This is a genomic window from Curtobacterium sp. SGAir0471 (assembly GCF_005490985.1).
Taxonomy (GTDB): Bacteria; Actinomycetota; Actinomycetes; order Actinomycetales; family Microbacteriaceae; genus Curtobacterium.
The window spans coordinates 1,831,576-1,848,411 of the sequence record NZ_CP027869.1 but is presented as its reverse complement, the minus strand read 5'-3'; the positions used below and the strand labels follow the sequence as shown (position 1 = coordinate 1,848,411).

17 protein-coding genes are annotated in these 16,836 nt (G+C 71.0%); 9 read left to right on the top strand and 8 right to left on the bottom strand.

The features are described from left to right. Positions 1-12 precede the first annotated feature (12 nt). Both sufC and C1N91_RS08590 read left to right on the top strand, forming a co-directional pair. Positions 13-780, top strand: coding sequence for a Fe-S cluster assembly ATPase SufC (gene sufC / locus C1N91_RS08595; RefSeq protein WP_058727807.1), 768 nt, complete (start codon positions 13-15; stop codon positions 778-780). Then, entirely contained in the window at positions 780-1,109 is a 330-nt protein-coding gene (locus C1N91_RS08590; RefSeq protein ID WP_137767393.1) for a metal-sulfur cluster assembly factor, read from the top strand. The genes sufC and C1N91_RS08590 overlap by 1 nt, the downstream gene beginning before the upstream one ends. A gap of 338 nt (positions 1,110-1,447) precedes the next feature. Here the strand turns inward: C1N91_RS08590 and C1N91_RS08585 are convergent, their stop codons facing one another. Beyond that, positions 1,448-2,047, bottom strand: coding sequence for a biotin transporter BioY (locus tag C1N91_RS08585; RefSeq protein ID WP_137767392.1), 600 nt, complete (start codon positions 2,045-2,047; stop codon positions 1,448-1,450). 115 nt (positions 2,048-2,162) lie between these two features. Here C1N91_RS08585 and C1N91_RS08580 point away from each other — a divergent pair, with 115 nt between their 5' ends. Then, a complete protein-coding gene (locus C1N91_RS08580) occupies positions 2,163-3,761 on the top strand; it encodes an ABC-F family ATP-binding cassette domain-containing protein (protein WP_058727809.1) in 1,599 nt (532 codons plus the stop codon). 74 nt (positions 3,762-3,835) lie between these two features. Here C1N91_RS08580 and C1N91_RS08575 read toward each other — a convergent pair whose 3' ends face one another. Genes C1N91_RS08575 through C1N91_RS08565 form a run of 3 tightly spaced genes read right to left on the bottom strand, consistent with a single transcriptional unit; the run spans position 3,836 to position 5,660 of the window. Beyond that, positions 3,836-4,864 carry an SURF1 family cytochrome oxidase biogenesis protein gene (locus C1N91_RS08575; RefSeq protein ID WP_137767391.1) on the bottom strand — a complete coding sequence of 343 codons (1,029 nt, stop codon included), beginning with the start codon at positions 4,862-4,864 and terminating at the stop codon, positions 3,836-3,838. Continuing rightward, the gene (locus C1N91_RS08570; protein WP_374109361.1) at positions 4,861-5,169 is read right to left on the bottom strand and encodes a hypothetical protein; all 309 of its coding nucleotides are present in this window, start codon (positions 5,167-5,169) and stop codon (positions 4,861-4,863) included. The genes C1N91_RS08575 and C1N91_RS08570 overlap by 4 nt, the downstream gene beginning before the upstream one ends. After that, a complete protein-coding gene (locus tag C1N91_RS08565; RefSeq protein ID WP_137767390.1) occupies positions 5,169-5,660 on the bottom strand; it encodes a DUF3099 domain-containing protein in 492 nt (163 codons plus the stop codon). The genes C1N91_RS08570 and C1N91_RS08565 overlap by 1 nt, the downstream gene beginning before the upstream one ends. A 163-nt stretch (positions 5,661-5,823) precedes the next feature. On the opposite strand from C1N91_RS08565, the gene fabG reads away from it, so the two are divergent. Then, a complete protein-coding gene (gene fabG / locus C1N91_RS08560) occupies positions 5,824-6,537 on the top strand; it encodes a 3-oxoacyl-ACP reductase FabG (protein WP_137767389.1) in 714 nt (237 codons plus the stop codon). 115 nt (positions 6,538-6,652) lie between these two features. Here the strand turns inward: fabG and serB are convergent, their stop codons facing one another. Together serB and C1N91_RS08550 are read right to left on the bottom strand one after the other, a co-directional pair. Continuing rightward, positions 6,653-7,291: a phosphoserine phosphatase SerB gene (gene serB, locus C1N91_RS08555; RefSeq protein ID WP_137767388.1), complete on the bottom strand. Its 639-nt coding sequence runs from the start codon at positions 7,289-7,291 to the stop codon at positions 6,653-6,655. Between the two features lie 79 nt (positions 7,292-7,370). Continuing rightward, the gene (locus C1N91_RS08550; protein WP_137767387.1) at positions 7,371-8,612 is read right to left on the bottom strand and encodes a glucose-1-phosphate adenylyltransferase; all 1,242 of its coding nucleotides are present in this window, start codon (positions 8,610-8,612) and stop codon (positions 7,371-7,373) included. 47 nt (positions 8,613-8,659) lie between these two features. On the opposite strand from C1N91_RS08550, the gene glgA reads away from it, so the two are divergent. From glgA to C1N91_RS08535, 3 genes are all read left to right on the top strand, one after another. Further along, positions 8,660-9,859 carry a glycogen synthase gene (gene glgA, locus C1N91_RS08545; protein WP_137767386.1) on the top strand — a complete coding sequence of 400 codons (1,200 nt, stop codon included), beginning with the start codon at positions 8,660-8,662 and terminating at the stop codon, positions 9,857-9,859. Positions 9,860-9,868: 9 nt separating this feature from the next. Further along, entirely contained in the window at positions 9,869-10,651 is a 783-nt protein-coding gene (locus tag C1N91_RS08540) for an ABC transporter ATP-binding protein (protein WP_058727815.1), read from the top strand. Between the two features lie 136 nt (positions 10,652-10,787). Further along, positions 10,788-11,036 (top strand): type B 50S ribosomal protein L31, encoded by a 249-nt coding sequence (locus C1N91_RS08535; RefSeq protein WP_022905175.1) that lies wholly within the window; start codon positions 10,788-10,790, stop codon positions 11,034-11,036. A gap of 773 nt (positions 11,037-11,809) precedes the next feature. Here the strand turns inward: C1N91_RS08535 and C1N91_RS08530 are convergent. Together C1N91_RS08530 and treS are read right to left on the bottom strand one after the other, a co-directional pair. Next, positions 11,810-12,517, bottom strand: coding sequence for a 3'-5' exonuclease (locus tag C1N91_RS08530; RefSeq protein WP_137768741.1), 708 nt, complete (start codon positions 12,515-12,517; stop codon positions 11,810-11,812). A gap of 238 nt (positions 12,518-12,755) precedes the next feature. Next, on the bottom strand, positions 12,756-14,468 hold the full coding sequence (gene treS / locus C1N91_RS08525) for a maltose alpha-D-glucosyltransferase (protein WP_137767385.1): 1,713 nt from the start codon (positions 14,466-14,468) through the stop codon (positions 12,756-12,758). Positions 14,469-14,739: 271 nt separating this feature from the next. Here treS and C1N91_RS08520 point away from each other — a divergent pair, with 271 nt between their 5' ends. Next, positions 14,740-15,726, top strand: a complete 987-nt coding sequence (locus C1N91_RS08520; RefSeq protein WP_137767384.1) for an alpha/beta fold hydrolase — start codon at positions 14,740-14,742, stop codon at positions 15,724-15,726. Positions 15,727-15,731: 5 nt separating this feature from the next. Next, positions 15,732-16,805, top strand: coding sequence for a glycosyltransferase family 4 protein (locus C1N91_RS08515; RefSeq protein WP_137768740.1), 1,074 nt, complete (start codon positions 15,732-15,734; stop codon positions 16,803-16,805). The last annotated feature ends 31 nt before the right edge of the window (positions 16,806-16,836 follow it).

The window sequence follows — 16,836 nt, the reverse complement described above, 5'->3', positions numbered from 1 at the left end:
CGAAGGAACGCAATGTCCACTCTCGAAATCCGCGACCTCCAGGTCTCGATCGACACCGATCAGGGCACCAAGGAGATCCTGAAGGGTGTCGACCTCACCATCAACGAGGGCGAGATCCACGCGATCATGGGGCCGAACGGCTCCGGCAAGTCGACCCTGGCCTACACGATCGCCGGGCACCCGCGCTACAACGTCACCGGTGGCTCGATCACCCTGGACGGCGAGGACGTCCTGTCGATGAGCGTCGACGAGCGCGCCCGCGCCGGCATGTTCCTCGCCATGCAGTACCCCGTCGAGATCCCCGGCGTCACGGTGTCGAACTTCCTGCGCACGGCGAAGACCGCGATCGACGGTGAGGCACCCGCACTCCGCGGCTGGGTCAAGGACCTCCGCCAGTCGATGGCCGACCTCAAGATGGACTCGTCCTTCGCCGAGCGCAACGTGAACGAGGGCTTCTCGGGCGGCGAGAAGAAGCGCCACGAGATCATGCAGCTCGAGCTCCTCAAGCCGAAGTTCGCCGTGCTCGACGAGACCGACTCCGGCCTCGACGTCGACGCGCTGAAGATCGTGTCCGAGGGCGTCAACCGCGCCAAGGCAGCGACCGGCCTCGGTGTGCTGCTCATCACGCACTACACCCGCATCCTCCGCTACATCAAGCCGGACTTCGTGCACGTGTTCGTCGCGGGCAAGGTCGCCGAGCAGGGCGGCCCGGAGCTCGCCGAGCGCCTCGAGAACGAGGGCTACGACCGCTACGTCCAGGCAGCTGCGGCGGGCAACTGATGATCACCGCACTCTCCCCGGAGAAGTTCGACGAGGTCGTCGAGGGCCTCAAGGAGGTCCAGGACCCGGAGCTCGGCGTCAACATCGTCGACCTCGGCCTGATCTACGACCTGGCGATGGACGACGAGGCGAAAGCGCTCGTGATCAGCATGACGCTGACGAGCGCGGGCTGCCCGCTGACCGACGTCATCGAGGGCGACACCGCGAACGCCCTCGACGGCATCGTCGACGCGTTCCGCATCAACTGGGTCTGGATGCCGCCGTGGGGTCCAGAGCGGATCACCGACGACGGGCGCGAGATGATGCGCGCGCTCGGCTTCTCGATCTAGGCGCGACAACAGAGACGGACGGGCGCGCCCCGCTCGGAGGCGACGCGGAGCGTTGCGAGGGGCGCGACCACCTGACGGACGGGAGGCGCGGTGCCAGCTGGCCCCGCGCCTCCCGTCCGTCGTCGGTGAGGGTGCGCGCGGAGCGCCCCGCTCCGGTCACGCAACCTGCCGCTCACGCCCGTCTCGGTCGCAGGACGTGCCGCTCGGCTTCGCGCCTGACGGCATGTCGTGCGACCAGAACGGAACCCGGGGACGGCCTCGGCGCCCGACGGCCACCTCGCCGGAACGACGACGGGCCCCGCACCAGCAGGTGCGGGGCCCGTCGTGGTCCGGAGGCGTCAGCGGCGACCGGTGAGCTTCCACGCCAGGGGCAGGACGCCTGCGGCGATGAGCGCCTTGGCGACACCGCCGACGATGAACGGGTACAGGCCGGCGGCGAGCACCGACTGCAGGTCGTTCGGCGCGCCGAGCTGGCCGAGCACCACCGCGAGCCACGGCAGACCCGTGACGAACGGGATCGCGCTTGCGAGGAGCATCGCCATCGCCGCGCGGCCGACCTTCCGGTCCCAGTTGCGGCGAGCGAGCCAGCCGACCAGGCCGGCAGCGGGCACGAAGCCGATCACGTACCCGAAGCTCGGCGAGGTCAGCGCCGCGAGGCCGCCGGAGAACTCGGCGAAGAACGGCGCACCGGCGAGGCCAGCGACGGCGTAGACGAGCAGCGACAGCATGCCGCGTCGGGCGCCGAGGGTGGCACCGACGAGCACGACCGCCAGGGTCTGCCCGGTGATCGGGACCGGCCACATCGGGACCTGGAGCTGCGCCATCGCGGCGGTGAACAGGGCGCCGCCGGCGACCAGGGCGGCGTCGGTGGCGAGCCCCGAGGTGCGAAGACGGTCGGCGAGGACTGCGCGGCGAGCGAACCCGGTGGCGTTCGTCATGGATTCTCCTAGAATGGACTGCTGGTCCGCTTCCGGACCATCGGTCCCGTCAGCGTAGCGGTGCACCTCCCGCACACGTCGTTGTGCACATCACCAACTGATTGGACGTCCTCCTGTGCTTGCCGTGCACGACCTCGAGATCCGCGTAGGCGCCCGCCTCCTCATGGAGCACGTGTCCTTCCGCGTCGAGAAGGGTGACAAGATCGGGCTCGTCGGGCGCAACGGCGCCGGCAAGACCACGATGACGAAGGCCCTCGCCGGCGAGTCGCAGCCGACCGACGGCAAGATCGAGCGCTCCGGCGAGATCGGCTACCTGCCGCAGGACCCGCGGTCGGGCAACCCGGAGGACACCGCCCGCAAGCGCATCCTCGACGCCCGCGGCCTCGGTGAGCTCGTCGAAGGCATCCGGCAGGCGACGCTCGACATGGCGAGCGAGGACCCGGACACCGCCGAGAAGGCGATGCGCCGCTACAGCCGGCTCGACGACCAGTTCAACGCGCTCGGGGGCTACGCGGCCGAGGCCGAGGCGGCCTCGATCGCGTCGAACCTCAAGCTGCCGGACCGGATCCTCGACCAGCCGCTCAAGACGCTGTCGGGCGGTCAGCGTCGTCGCATCGAGCTCGCGCGCATCCTGTTCTCGGACGCCGAGACGATGATCCTCGACGAGCCGACGAACCACCTCGACGCCGACTCGATCATCTGGCTGCGTGAGCACCTGAAGACCTACGCGGGCGGCGTCATCGTCATCTCGCACGACGTCGAGCTCGTCGACGAGGTCGTCAACCGCGTCTTCTACCTCGACGCCAACCGTCAGACCATCGACGTCTACAACATGGGGTGGAAGCTGTACCAGCGGCAGCGCGCGGCCGACGAGGACCGCCGCCGCAAGGAGCGCGCGAACGCCGAGAAGAAGGCCGCGACGCTCAAGGACCAGGCCGCCCGCTTCGGCGCGAAGGCCACGAAGGCCGCTGCGGCCCACCAGATGGTCGCGCGCGCCGAGAAGCTCCTGGCGGGGCTCGAGGACGAGCGCGCCGTCGACCGCGTCGCCAAGCTGCGGTTCCCGACGCCCGCCGCCTGCGGCCGGACGCCGCTCATGGCCGAGGGGCTGTCGAAGTCCTACGGCTCGCTCGAGATCTTCGCCGGGCTCGACCTGGCGATCGACCGAGGCTCGCGCGTGGTCATCCTGGGCTTCAACGGCGCCGGGAAGACGACCCTGCTCCGCATCCTCGCCGGCGCCGACCAGCCGGACACGGGGGAGATCCTCCCCGGGCACGGCCTGCGCATCGGCTACTACGCCCAGGAGCACGAGAACATCGACGTGAACCGCACCGTGATCGAGAACATGGTGTCGGCGTCGCCGAACCTCACCGAGACCGAGGCCCGTCGCGTGCTCGGCTCGTTCCTGTTCACGGGCGACGACGGCTACAAGAAGGCCGGTGTGCTCTCCGGTGGCGAGAAGACGCGTCTGTCGCTCGCGATGATCGTGGTGTCCGGCGCGAACGTGCTGCTGCTCGACGAGCCGACGAACAACCTCGACCCGGCGTCGCGCGAGGAGATCCTCGGTGCCCTCGCCGGCTACGAGGGCGCGGTCGTCCTGGTGTCACACGACGCAGGCGCGGTCGAGGCGCTCAACCCGGAGCGGGTCCTGCTGCTGCCGGACGGCACCGAGGACCACTGGAACAAGGACTACGCGGAGCTCGTCGAGCTCGCGTAGCGACCCGCAGACGGACGGGAGGCGCGGTGCCGGCTGGGCACCGCGCCTCCCGTCCGTCACGGGGTCGCAATCCGTCAGCGGTGCGCGCTGAGCAGTTCGTCCTCGACCTCGTCGTCGGACCGCGGCTTGGCGTCCTTCCGCCGCTGCCGCTCGAGGGCACGCTCGCGCTCCTCGGGGTCGTCCTGGTTGAGGTTCCGGTACTCCTGCACCATCACGTAGCCCAGGAAGCCGAACCCGCCCGCGGCGAAGAGGAACCACTGGATGAAGTAGCTGAGGTGCAGGCCGGTGTCCGCGGAGGGCCGGTCCCAGCCGAGGGGGCGGGACTCGGCGGGCGCGGGCGACTCGGACGCGAGCTGGCCGTACGCACCCGTCCAGATCGGCGTGTCCACCTTGTCCGCGACGTCGGCGAGCGTCACGGACTGCACCTGGTCGGTGTGCGACGGATCGGTGCGCCCCGGGATGCGCGGCTCGCTCTGCTGCAGGCGCGCCGTCACGGTCACCACGCCGCTCGGGGGAGCGGGGACACTGTCCGGCGCGTCCTGCCGGTTGCCGGTCGGCACCCAGCCCCGGTCGACGACGAACGCGCGACCGTCGGCGGTCACGAGCGGGGTGAGGACCTCGAACCCGGGCTGCCCGTTGTGCACGCGGTTGCGGACGAGGAGCTGGTCGTCGACGTCGTACCGGCCGGTGACCTCGACGCGGAGCCACTGCTGGTCGTCGTCCCACGACGAGGCCCGGGGGAGCGCCTGGTCGAGCGGCACCGGGGTGTGGTCGTAGTTCTGCGCGATCTGCTCGTTCTGTCGGACCGCCTCGTTGCGGCGGTCCCACTGCCACATGCCGAACAGCGCGCAGATGATCGCGAACACCACCGCGATGGCGAAGTACCCGAGCCAGCGTCGGCTCCGGACGAAGGCCCAGCCGACGGTGGGGCCGTCCGCGGCGGGGGTCGTGTCCGCCGCCGCGCGAGCGCTGCCGGACGCAGCATCGTCGTCGGGGCCGGCCGTGCTCGCGGTGGTCTGCGCCGGACGGTGTCCGGTTTCGCGCTGCAGCTTCGCGGCGTGCTTCCGGCCGTAGCGGGCGGTGGGGTCGAACTGGTCCGTCATCGTCCGGTGCCGGTGGAGCGCACCCCGACGTCGTTCTTCGGGGCGTCCTCACGCGCACGGACGTCGTCGAGGCTGTCGACGTCCTCGTGCATCCCGGTCACGCGGACCGGGAACGAGCGGGAGCGAAGGTAGTCGGCGAGGAAGTCGCAGTGCTCCTCGCACGCGGCCCAGATCTTCACACGGTCGACGGCGTGGATGCGCGGGTTCCGCCAGTTGATCCGCCACTCGGCGGTGTTCGTGCACCCCGCGCGGGAGCAGACCGGGGTGGAGCCGGGCTCCGTGAACAGGTCGAAGGTCGCGCCCATCAGCGACGCGTCCGGGACTTCGTGGACCAGACGCGGGAGCGGTCGCCGTTGCGCTGCCACTCTTCCTGCGCATGCTGGGCCTGCTCGCGGAGGCGTTCCTGCTCGGCGCGGTAGGCCTCGGCCCTGGCGTCCTCCTGCTGCTCGCGGAGTCGGGGGTCGACGGCGTCGTACAGCTCGAGGGCACCGGCCGGTGTGACGATGTCGCTCTCGGCGTTGCTGCCGGCGTTCGCGAGGATGACCGCGACCCACGGGATCACCGCGGCGAGCACGATCGGGATGACCGCGAGCCAGGTGTGCCAGGTCGTCCAGATGAGGACCGCGCCGATGAAGCACACGACGCGCACGGCCATCTGCCAGACGTACTTGGACAGGCGGTGCGCCCGGTCCAGCTCGGGGGAGTCAGGCAGGGACGTGATGCTCTGCGTGGACCCGGAGTGGGTGTGCGTCGCGTGGAACCGGCGCTGCGTCGACTTCATACGGTGTTCTTCCATTCGCCAGAGTCAAGCCTAAGCCCGGACCACCGACAGTTGACCCGCCGCGCGGGGGACAGCTGCGGGGAACGGCTCCGGTACGCTCGTCCGGGCGTGTCCAGCGGCCGACGGCCCCGCTGTCGGACCGGCGCACGCCGCGTCACCACACTCGAACGGAGCGATCATGACCACCCCCCGTACCGTCCTCGTCACCGGCGGCAACCGCGGCATCGGCCACGCCCTCGCCGCGCGGTTCGTCGCCGAGGGACACCGCGTCGCCGTGACCTCCCGCAGCGGTCATGGCGGCCCCGAGGGAGCGCTCACCGTCGCCGCCGACATCACCGACTCCGCCTCGGTCGACGCCGCCTTCACGCAGGTCGAGGCCGAGCTCGGACCGATCGAGGTCCTCGTCGCGAACGCCGGCATCACGAACGACCAGCTCCTGCTCCGCATGTCGGAGGAGGACTTCACGACCGTGATCGACACGAACCTGACCGGCACCTTCCGGGTGGTCAAGCGCGCGACGAAGGGGATGATGAAGGCGAAGTTCGGCCGCATCGTGCTCATGTCGAGCGTCGTCGGCGCCTACGGCCAGGTCGGCCAGGTGAACTACGCCTCCTCGAAGGCCGCCCTCGTCGGCATGGCCCGCTCGATCACCCGAGAGCTCGGGTCCCGGGGCATCACCGCGAACGTGGTCGCGCCCGGGTTCATCCAGACCGACATGACCGCGGCGCTGCCCGAGGAACTGCAGGCCGAGTTCAAGAAGCAGATCCCGGCCGCGCGCTACGGCACGGTCGACGACGTCGCCGACGCCACGCTGTTCCTGGCGAGCGACGGCGCCGGGTACGTGTCCGGTGCGGTGATCCCGGTCGACGGCGGCCTCGGGATGGGGCACTAGCCCGAGGGACTCTAGCGACCTCACGCGCGCAGCGACACCTCACGCCGACCCGCGGCCGTGAGGTGTCGTCCACCGCGTGAGGTCGCTCTCGTCCGCCGTCGGCCGACCACGTTCGTCAGCCGCGCAGGCCGAGCGTCGCGAGCACGGCGGACAGGTCGCGGTCCACGACCGCAACGTCCGCCTGCTCCCGCACGCGGGGCTTCGCGTCGAACGCCACGCTGAGGGCCGCGACGCGCATCATCTCGAGGTCGTTCGCGCCGTCGCCGACCGCCACGGTGTGCGCGGCGTCCACGCCGTCGGCCTCCGCCCACTCGCGGAGCGTCGCCGCCTTCGCGTGCGCGTCGACGACGTCGCCGAGCACGCGTCCGGTGAGCACGCCGTCGACCACCTCGAGCCGGTTCGCCCGGCAGTGGTCGAGGCCGAGTCGGGCGGCGAACGGGTCGAGGACCTCGTGGAAGCCGCCGGAGACGACGCCGACGGTGCCCCCGGCGGCGTGCACGCCGCGGACCAGCTCCTCGGCACCCCGCGTCACGCGGACCGCCTGCTGTGCGCGGGTGCAGACGTCGGCCGGGAGGCCCGCCAGGGTCGCGACCCGCTCCCGGAGGCTCTCGGCGAAGTCGATCTCGCCGCGCATGGCGCGCTCCGTCACCGCCTGCACCTGTGGCCGGGTCCCGGCGTGGTCGGCGAGCAGTTCGATGACCTCGTCCTCGAGCAACGTGGAGTCGGCATCGAGGACGACGAGGAAACGTGGCACGGACCAACGGTACCGACAGCAGGAGGCGCGGCGACGTCTGTGACGTCAGCCGCGCCTCCAGGCCGGTGTGGTCAGCGCATCACGCCTCGACGCGCACGCCCTTGCCGACGACCGTGATGCCGGAATCCGTGACGGTGAAGCCGCGGGCCTCGTCCGCCTCGCGGTCGACGCCCACCTGCGCGCCCGGCGCGATGACCACGTCCTTGTCGAGGATCGCGCGGTTCACGATGGAGCCGGCCCCGATGGACGCACGTTCGAACACGATCGAGTCGAGGACCTTCGCGCCGGAGTCGATCCCGCACCACGGGCCGATCACGCTGCGCTCGACCTGGGCGCCGGAGAGCAGGCAGCCGAGCGCCACGATCGAGTCGACCGTCGAGCCGGTGTTGCCGTTCGCGTCGCGCACGAACTTCGCCGGCGGCAGGTTCGTCTGCTGGTTGAAGATCGGCCAGTCCTGGTTGTACAGGTTGAAGACCGGGACCGGCGCGATGAGGTCCATGTGCGCGTCGAAGAACGAGTCGATCGTCCCCACGTCGCGCCAGTAGTACCGGTCGCGTTCGTTCGAGCCGGGGACGTCGTTGCGCTGCAGGTCGTACACGCCGGCGTCGCCGCGGGACACGAAGTCCGGCACGATGTCGCCGCCCATGTCGTGGTTGCTCGTCTCGATCTGCCCGTCACGGAGCACCGCGTCCACCAGGGCATCGGCGTCGAAGACGTAGTTGCCCATCGACGCGAGGATCTCGCCGGGCGAGTCGGCCAGGCCGACAGCGTCCTTCGGCTTCTCGAGGAACGCGTCGATCTTGGTCGGGTCGTCCTGGTCCACCTGGATGACGCCGAACTGGTCGGCGAGCGCGATCGGCTGCCGGATCGCCGCGACCGTGGCACTGCGGCCGGAGGCGATGTGGGCCTCGATCATCTGGTGGAAGTCCATGCGGTAGACGTGGTCGGCACCGACCACCACCACGATGTCCGGGCGCTCGTCGCGGAGCAGGTTGAGCGACTGCAGGATCGCGTCCGCGGACCCGGCGAACCACCGCTTGCCGAGTCGCTGCTGCGCCGGCACCGACGCGACGTACGACCCGAGGAGTCCCTCCATGCGCCAGGTCTCGGCCACGTGCCGGTCGAGGCTGTGCGACTTGTACTGGGTCAGGACGACGATCTTCTGCAACCCGGAGTTGACCAGGTTGGAGAGCGCGAAGTCGATGAGGCGGAAGTTGCCGCCGAACGGGACTGCGGGCTTCGCGCGGTCGGCGGTCAGCGGCATGAGCCGCTTGCCCTCGCCGCCGGCGAGGACGATGCCGAATACCTTCTTTGGTGCCATGTGGTTCACAGTAGGCGTCCGGACAGGGAACCCGTTACGTTGAGTCCGTGCGAGTCGATCTACTGACCAGGGAGTATCCGCCGGAGGTCTACGGCGGAGCGGGTGTCCACGTGGCCGAGCTCACGGCTGCGCTGCGGTCGGGGACGGACACGGACGTGCGCGTGCGTGCCTTCGGGGCGTACCGCGACGAGGAGGGCGTGTGGGCCTACCGCACGCCCGAGGGCCTCGAGCACGCGAACGGCGCGCTGCAGGCGCTCGGCACCGACGTCCGCATCGCCGCCGACGTCGAGGGCGCCGACCTGGTGCACTCCCACACCTGGTACGCCAACGCCGCCGGGCGCATCGCGCAGCTCACCCACGGCGTCCCGCACGTGGTCACCGCGCACAGCCTCGAGCCGCTGCGCCCCTGGAAGGCCGAGCAGCTCGGTGGCGGCTACCGCCTGTCGAGCTGGATGGAGCGCGAGGCGTTCGAGCAGGCCGACGGCGTGATCGCGGTCTCCAAGGCCATGCGCGCCGACATCCTGCGCTCGTACCCGTCGATCGACCCGGCGAAGGTGCACGTCGTCTACAACGGCATCGACATCGACGAGTGGAAGCCGACCGTCGACGAGGACGCCGTGCGCGCACTCGGCATCGATCCGTCGCGCCGCTCGGTGGTGTTCGTCGGCCGGATCACCCGGCAGAAGGGCCTGCCGTACCTGCTCCGCGCGGTCGCGTCGCTGCCGTCCGACGTGCAGATCGTCCTGTGCGCGGGCGCGCCGGACACCCCGGAGATCATGGCCGAGGTCACCGGGCTCGTCGAGTCCCTCCGAGAGGAGCGCGACGGCGTCGTGTGGATCGACCGCATGCTCTCCCACCAGGAGGTCGTCAACGTCCTGTCCTCGGGCACCGTCTTCGTGTGCCCGTCGATCTACGAGCCGCTCGGCATCGTGAACCTCGAGGCGATGGCGTGCGGGATCCCGGTGGTCGGGACGCGCACGGGCGGCATCCCGGAGGTCGTCGCCGACGGCCTGACCGGGCGCATCGTCCCGATCGACCAGGCGCAGGACGGCACGGGAACGCCGAACGACCCGGACCGCTTCGTCGCAGACCTCGCCGCCACGCTCGACGAGGTCCTGGCCGACGAGGGGCTCGCGAAGCTCATGGGACGCGCCGGACGCCTGCGCGTCGAGAGCGAGTTCACCTGGGACGCGATCGCGCACCGCACACGGCAGGTCTACGACGAGGTGCTCGCCCGGAAGCCGTAGGCTGGAGCCATGCCCTCGGTCGTGCGCTTGTCAGACGTCTCCGTGGTCCGCAACGGGGCCACCATCCTCGACGGGATCTCGTGGGAGGTGCAGGACGACGAACGCTGGGTGGTGCTCGGTGCCAACGGCGCGGGCAAGACCACGCTGCTGCAGGTGGCGGGTGCCCAGACGTTCCCGACCTCGGGCAGCGTCGAGGTGCTCGGGACCGAGCTCGGCGGTGCGGACCTGTTCGAGCTGCGCCCGCGCATCGGCTTCGCGTCGACCGCCCTCGCCCGCCGGATCCCGGTGACCGAGAAGGTCGTCGACGTCGTGCTGACCGCCGCCTACTCGGTGACCGGGCGCTGGAACGAGGAGTACGAGGAGCTCGACGTCCGCCGTGCCCAGCGCGTGCTCGACGAGTGGGGCCTCGGGGACTTCACCGACCGCACCTTCGGCGAGCTGAGCGACGGCGAGCAGAAGCGCGTGCAGATCGCCCGTGCCGTCATGACCGACCCCGAGGTGCTGTTCCTCGACGAGCCGGCCGCCTCGCTCGACCTCGGTGCGCGCGAGAGCCTGGTGCGCACGCTCGGCGGCTACGCCCAGAGCAGCGACTCGCCGGCCATCGTGATCGTCACCCACCACGTCGAGGAGATCCCCGAGGGCTTCACGCACGCCCTGGTGCTCGCTGACGGCACCGTGCAGGCCGCCGGTCCGATCGACGAGGTCCTCACCGCCCCGACGCTCTCCCAGGCCTTCGGCGTCGAGCTGACGGTGTCGAAGGACGCCGGTCGGTACACGGCACGCGCAGCCTGACGCTCCCGATCCGGCCCGTCGTCTGGTAACGTGGACGGCTGGCGCACGCCGCAGACTTCCCGCGCGGGGGTCCCGATCGAGTCCGCTCGAACCGGCCGTCCGCGCATCTCCCACCATCTCCAACCGAGGAATCTCCATGAAGACCGACACCCACCCCGAGTACAACGCCATCGTCTTCCGCGACCTGGCCTCCGGTGAGACGTTCCTGACGCGTTCGACCGCGACCAGCGACAAGACCATCGAGCTCGACGGTGCGACCTACCCGGTCATCGACGTCGAGATCTCGTCCGCGTCGCACCCGTTCTACACGGGCAAGCAGCGCATCCTCGACTCGGCCGGTCGCGTCGAGAAGTTCAACCAGCGCTTCAAGGGCTTCAGCAAGTAAGTCCGCGTTCGCGCTCGGACGGGCGGTCCTCCTGCGGGAGGGCCGCCCGTTCTGCGTTGCGCGGCGCGGCCGCGGCGTCGCGAGGCGTGGCGCGTCGCGGGGCGTGGCGGCGTTCGAACCCCGTTTCCGACATCGAACCAGCGCCACGGCGTGGTTCGATGTCGGGAACCTGGTTCGACGTCGGAGCAGCAGGCGGGCGACGCAGCGGCGGCGGGTGCGCGGAGCACGTGTCGCCACGCGATGATGCGGTTCGAGGTGCGTTCGGTTGTGCCGACCGCGATCGTCCCGGCGCGCACAACGGCCTGGAGGCTCATCCTGCGTCCGCCACTGCACTCGCCAGTGGACGCGGTACCGTGTGCCGGCTGGTCGCCTCCGTCCGTGCAGCGCGCGGTTCCGCCCGTGGTGCGTGGTGCCCGCGAGCCAGACCGAACACGTCGTGCCGCGCAATGACGCGGCTCGACGTGCGTTCGGCTGTGCGCGCGGACCGCGCCGCAGCGCCGGCGCCGGCGCGCGACCGCCGCGAAAGGACGGGACCGCGCGCGTCGAACCACGATTCCGACGTCGAACCGGCGCGCCGACCTGGTTCGACTCGGGCGACGGGCGACGGCGACGGCGACGGCGACGTGATGGCGACGGGCGACGGCGACGGGCAGCGGCGACGGGCGACGCGACGGCGACGGGCGACGGCGGCCGCGGGCAGCGCGCTCGGCGCGAAGCACGCGGCGGAGCTCGGCGGGAAGCGTGCGAGCGCTACGAAGGGAAGCGTTCAGGCGCTACGAACCGTTGCGGTGCGGCCAGCGTCCGTCGGCGGTGAAGGACGGGTCGCGCTTCTTCCGCATGTAGTCCTGGAACGAGGTCGCCTGCTCGGCGCACCAACCGACCTGCTTGCGGTGGAGTTCCTCGGCTGAGACTCCGAGCTCCTCCGGGTACTTCGCCGCGATCGCCTGCGCGACACGCCCGGCAGCGATGGCGTCCGCGCCGGCGTCGTGCGCGTCCGACAGCGTGACGCCGTACAGCTCCGACGCCGCCTCGAGCGTGCGCTTGCCCTTCCGGTAGGTGTCGAGCGCCTTGTCGATCACCAGCGGGTCGACGACGTTGCCGATCACGGGGGAGGCGATGCCGTGCCGACGGGCCTCGCGATCGAGCACCGTCAGGTCGTACGGTGCGTTGTAGATCACGAGCGGGATGCCGCGGGCGAAGACGGCCTCGACCGCGGCGACGATCTCGGCGACGACCTCGCCGGCGGGACGCCCCTCGGCCTGCGCGCGCTCGGTGGTGTAGCCGTGCACGGCCGCCGCGCCCTCGGGGATGGCTATGCCCGGGTCGGCCACCCAGGCGCCCTCGACGATGGAGCGACCGGTCATGTCGATCAGGCCGACGTGGGCGGTGACGATGCGGGCGGTCTCGACGTCGACGCCGGTCGTCTCGAGGTCGAACACGCCGAGGGCGTGCCACCAGGGGCGACCGCTGAGGTCCTGCACCGCCGTGGCGGCGGGTGCGGGCGTGTCGAGCGCTGTTGCGGAGTACGTCACGCGACGAGGCTAACGGGACGTACCGACACGCTCCACGCGACCCGCCTGCCGGGGGTGCGCCGCGCCTCCAGGCCGACACGTCGACGCGGTCACCGGCGGACACGTCGACGCGGTCACCGGCCGACACGACGACGCGGCCACCGGCCGGAGCCGGTGACCGCGCGGGGGACCGATGCGGCGACCGTGCCTAGACGCCGACCGGCGCGCCCACGTGCAGCCAGTAGAACGACTGCGTGCCCATCGTCAGCGTCACGGTGCCCTCCTCGTCGAAGGACGGGAACGACCCGCCACCGAACAGGTCGTAGAGCGGCCGATCGGCGAACTCCGGTGCCGAGATCGTCACCGACGTCGGGTTCGTGGCGAAGGAGAACACGCAGAGGACGTCCTCGGCGGACGGCCCGAACTGCTGTCCGGAGCCCTCCCACGAGCGGACGAACGCGAGCACGGATTCGTTGCTGGTGTCCTGCACGTGCAGGGAACCCATGCCGAACACCGGGTGGGCCTTGCGGACGTGGATCACGTTGCGGACCCAGTGCAGCAGCGAGCGGGACTGCGCGAGCTGCGCCTCGACGTTGACCTGCGCGTAGTTGTACACGAGCGACTGCACGACGGGCAGGTAGAGCTTGCCCGGGTCGGCGGTCGAGAAGCCCGCGTTGCGGTCCGGCGTCCACTGCATCGGCGTGCGCGAGGAGTCACGGTCCGGCAGCCAGATGTTGTCGCCCATGCCGATCTCGTCGCCGTAGTACAGGAACGGCGACCCGGGCAGCGAGAAGAGCAGCGCGTGGATGAGCTCGAGCTCGGCGCGGGAGTTGTCGAGCAGGGGTGCGAGGCGGCGGCGGATGCCGATGTTCGACCGCATCCGCGGGTCGTAGCCGTACCAGCCGTACATGGCCTGGCGGTACTCCTCGCTGACCATCTCGAGCGTCAGCTCGTCGTGGTTGCGGAGGAACACGCCCCACGCCGCCTTCTCGGGCACGTCGAGCGTCTCGGACAGGATCGCCTTGAGCTCGGCGGCGTGCTGGGCGCGGAGCGAGTAGAAGATGCGCGGCATCACCGGGAAGTCGAACGCCATGTGGCACTCGGGCTCCTCGTCGGTGCCGAAGAACGCCGCCGTCTCGCGGGGCCACTGGTTCGCCTCGGCGAGCAGGACCCGACCGGGGTACTCGTCGTCGACCATCGCGCGGAGCTTCTTGATGAACTCGTGCGTCTCCGGCTCGCCCTCGCCGTTGCCCTCCTCGGACTCGAACAGGTAGGGGATCGCGTCGAGCCGCAGTCCGTCGACGCCCAGGTCGAGCCAGTGGCGGACGACGTCGTAGACGGCCTCGACGACGGCCGGGTTCTCGAAGTTCAGGTCGGGCTGGTGCGAGAAGAACCGGTGGAAGAAGAACTGCCGACGGACCGGGTCGAAGGTCCAGTTCGACTCCTCGGTGTCCACGAAGATGATGCGGATGTTCTCGTAGTGCTCGTCGGTGTCGCGCCAGACGTAGAAGTCGCCGTAGGGGCCGTCCGGGTCCTCGCGGGACTGCTGGAACCACTCGTGCTGGTCGGACGTGTGGTTGATCACCATGTCGATGACGATGCGCATGTTCCGCTCGTGCGACTTCGTGACGAGTTCGCGGAAGTCGTCGAGGGTCCCGAACTCCGGCAGGATCGCCTTGTAGTCGGAGATGTCGTACCCGCCGTCGCGCATCGGCGACTGGAAGAACGGCGGCAGCCAGATCGCGTCGACGCCGAGCCACTGCAGGTAGTCGAGCTTGCCGATGACGCCCTGGATGTCCCCGATGCCGTCGCCGTTCGAGTCGACGAACGAGCGGATCATGCACTCGTAGAAGACCGAGCGCTTGTACCACTGCGGGTCCAGGGTCAGGCCGGGCAGCTGGATCGGGGCCGTGAAGGTCAAGCGTGCTCCTCGTCGTCGGCGGGCCGGCGACGTGGCCCGACTCCGGCCACAGTAGGCGCGTGCTCCTGCTGCTGTCCGCGGGTCGGGACCACGACCGCGCCGCGCGGCCGGACGGCGGGTCGGCAGGGTGGTCGACGACACGTCCCGAAGGTCCTCCGGCAGGTCGGCCGGGAGGCGCGGTGCCCCTCCACAGCGTCCCGGACGCCCGCCGTCGTCCACAGCCGGGCGCGGGGCGCGTCCCCGTCGGGCCCCGCTTCGTAGACTGGCCGCGATGCAACCCCCCGTGATCTCCCCGTACCAGTCGCTCGTCGCCGCGACGCCCGTCGTGCACCGGGCCCTGACCGTCGACGGCCGCACCACGCACTACTGGGAGTACGGCCCCGCCGACGCGACCGAGACCGTCCTCGCCGTGCACGGCTTCCGTGGTGACCACCACGGCCTCGAGACGATCGCGGCGCACCTGCTCGGCAAGCGGGTGGTCGTCCCCGACCTGCCCGGGTTCGGGATCTCCGACCCGCTGCCGGTGTCCGACATCGACTCGTACGTCACCTGGCTCACCGGGTTCCACCGCGCGCTCGGCCTCGACCCCGACACGGTCGTGCTCGGACACTCGTTCGGGTCGATCGTGACGGCGGCCGCCGTCGCCGCCGGGCTCGAGACGCGGCTGCTCGTGCTCGTGAACCCGATCGCCGCGCCCGCGCTGCAGGGGCCGCGTGCGATCGGCACCGGCATCGCGATCGGGTACTACCGCGCCGCCGCCCTGCTGCCGCGCGCGCTCGGGCTCGGACTGCTCCGCAACGGGGCGATCGTCCGAGCGATGAGCCTGGCGATGCTGAAGGCCCGTGACCGCGACCTGCGGCGCTGGGTGCACGACCAGCACGACCGGTACTTCTCGGCGTTCGCGGACCGCACGAGCGTGCTCGAGGCGTTCCGGACCTCGGTCACGCACGACGTCTCGGAGTACGCGGACCGCATCGACGTCCCCGTCCTGCTCGTCGCGGCAGAGCACGACGACATCACGGCGGTGCCCGAGCAACGGGCGCTGGCAGAGCGGCTCCGCGACGCCGAGCTCGTCGTGGTGCCCGGGGTGGGGCACCTGGTGCACTACGAGACCCCCGGGGCGGCTGCGGACGCCGTCCTGCGTCGGATGGCGGAGCCTGCGCCACGGCGCCGCGCCGGACGGGGCCACGCGCGTGGGTCGAAGCGGTCGTCGGCGCAGCCGGCGCCCGGCTCGGCTTCGGGGGAGTCGGCGTCGTGAGGCGCCTGCGGATCGGCATCGACTGCCGCTACGTCCGGATCGGTCGGCACGACGGCATCAGCCGCTTCACGGCCGGCATCGTGGCGCACCTGCCCGATCGGCACGACCACGTGCTGCTCGTGCACGACGAACGGCAGCTCGCGTCCCTGCCCGAGGGCATGCCGTGGGAGCGGATCCCCGCACCGACCGACGCCGGCGAGCCGCTCGTCGCCAGGGCGGTGAACCGACTCGGACTCGACGCGGTGTTCTCGCCGATGCAGACCATGGGGTCCCGCGGACGCCAGTACGCGCTCGTGCTCACGCTGCACGACCTCATCTACTACCGGAACCGCACGCCCCCGCGGGAGTTCTCGTGGCCGATCCGCATCGGCTGGCGCCTCTTCCACCTGAGTTGGGCGCCGCAGCGTCTCCTGCTGAACGGTGCCGACGGCGTCGTGACCGTGTCGGAGACCACCGCCGGGTTGATCGAGCAGCACCGTCTGACGAAGCGGCCCGTCACCGTGGCGTACAACGCCGCCGACCCCGCCGCTCCGCGCGATCCAGCAGCGGGACGCTCTCGGACGCTCGTCTACATGGGCTCGTTCATGCCGTACAAGAACGTCGCGACGCTCGCGGCCGCGCTGCCCCTGCTCGGCGCCGACTGGACGCTGCACTGCATGTCCCGGGTGTCCGATGCCGATCGCCGACGGCTCGAGGCACTCGCGCCGACCGGGTCGATCGTGTTCCACGACGGCGCCTCGGACGACGAGTACCTGGCCACCCTGCGGAGCGCGACCGCCCTGGCGACGGCCTCGTTCGACGAGGGCTTCGGCATCCCCCTGGTCGAGGCGATGGGCGTGGGCACACCCGTCGTCGTCAGCGACGTCCCGATCTTCCGCGAGATCGGCGGAGACGCCGCGGAGTACTTCGATCCGTCCTCGCCGTCCGCGGTGGCCGCTGCGGTGCGTCGGCTCGAGGCCCGGTGGGACGAGGCAGCACGGGCATCGCTGGAACGTGCTGCCCGGTTCCGGTGGCAGGACTCCGCGGAGCAGGTGACGCGAGCGGTCGAGCGCGCCGTGGCGGACCGGCAGCACCGGTGAGCGACCGCAGCGCGACCACCCGCCGGCGTGC

Excerpts from the sequence above, each read along its gene's own strand:
- sufC (WP_058727807.1), top strand. The coding sequence starts at position 13 with ATGTCCACTCTCGAAATCCGCGACCTCCAGGTCTCGATCGACACCGAT.
- C1N91_RS08590 (WP_137767393.1), top strand. The coding sequence starts at position 780 with ATGATCACCGCACTCTCCCCGGAGAAGTTCGACGAGGTCGTCGAGGGC.
- C1N91_RS08585 (WP_137767392.1), bottom strand. The coding sequence starts at position 2,047 with ATGACGAACGCCACCGGGTTCGCTCGCCGCGCAGTCCTCGCCGACCGT.
- C1N91_RS08575 (WP_137767391.1), bottom strand. The coding sequence starts at position 4,864 with ATGACGGACCAGTTCGACCCCACCGCCCGCTACGGCCGGAAGCACGCC.
- C1N91_RS08570 (WP_374109361.1), bottom strand. The coding sequence starts at position 5,169 with ATGGGCGCGACCTTCGACCTGTTCACGGAGCCCGGCTCCACCCCGGTC.
- C1N91_RS08565 (WP_137767390.1), bottom strand. The coding sequence starts at position 5,660 with ATGGAAGAACACCGTATGAAGTCGACGCAGCGCCGGTTCCACGCGACG.
- fabG (WP_137767389.1), top strand. The coding sequence starts at position 5,824 with ATGACCACCCCCCGTACCGTCCTCGTCACCGGCGGCAACCGCGGCATC.
- C1N91_RS08550 (WP_137767387.1), bottom strand. The coding sequence starts at position 8,612 with ATGGCACCAAAGAAGGTATTCGGCATCGTCCTCGCCGGCGGCGAGGGC.
- C1N91_RS08540 (WP_058727815.1), top strand. The coding sequence starts at position 9,869 with ATGCCCTCGGTCGTGCGCTTGTCAGACGTCTCCGTGGTCCGCAACGGG.
- C1N91_RS08535 (WP_022905175.1), top strand. The coding sequence starts at position 10,788 with ATGAAGACCGACACCCACCCCGAGTACAACGCCATCGTCTTCCGCGAC.
- C1N91_RS08520 (WP_137767384.1), top strand. The coding sequence starts at position 14,740 with ATGCAACCCCCCGTGATCTCCCCGTACCAGTCGCTCGTCGCCGCGACG.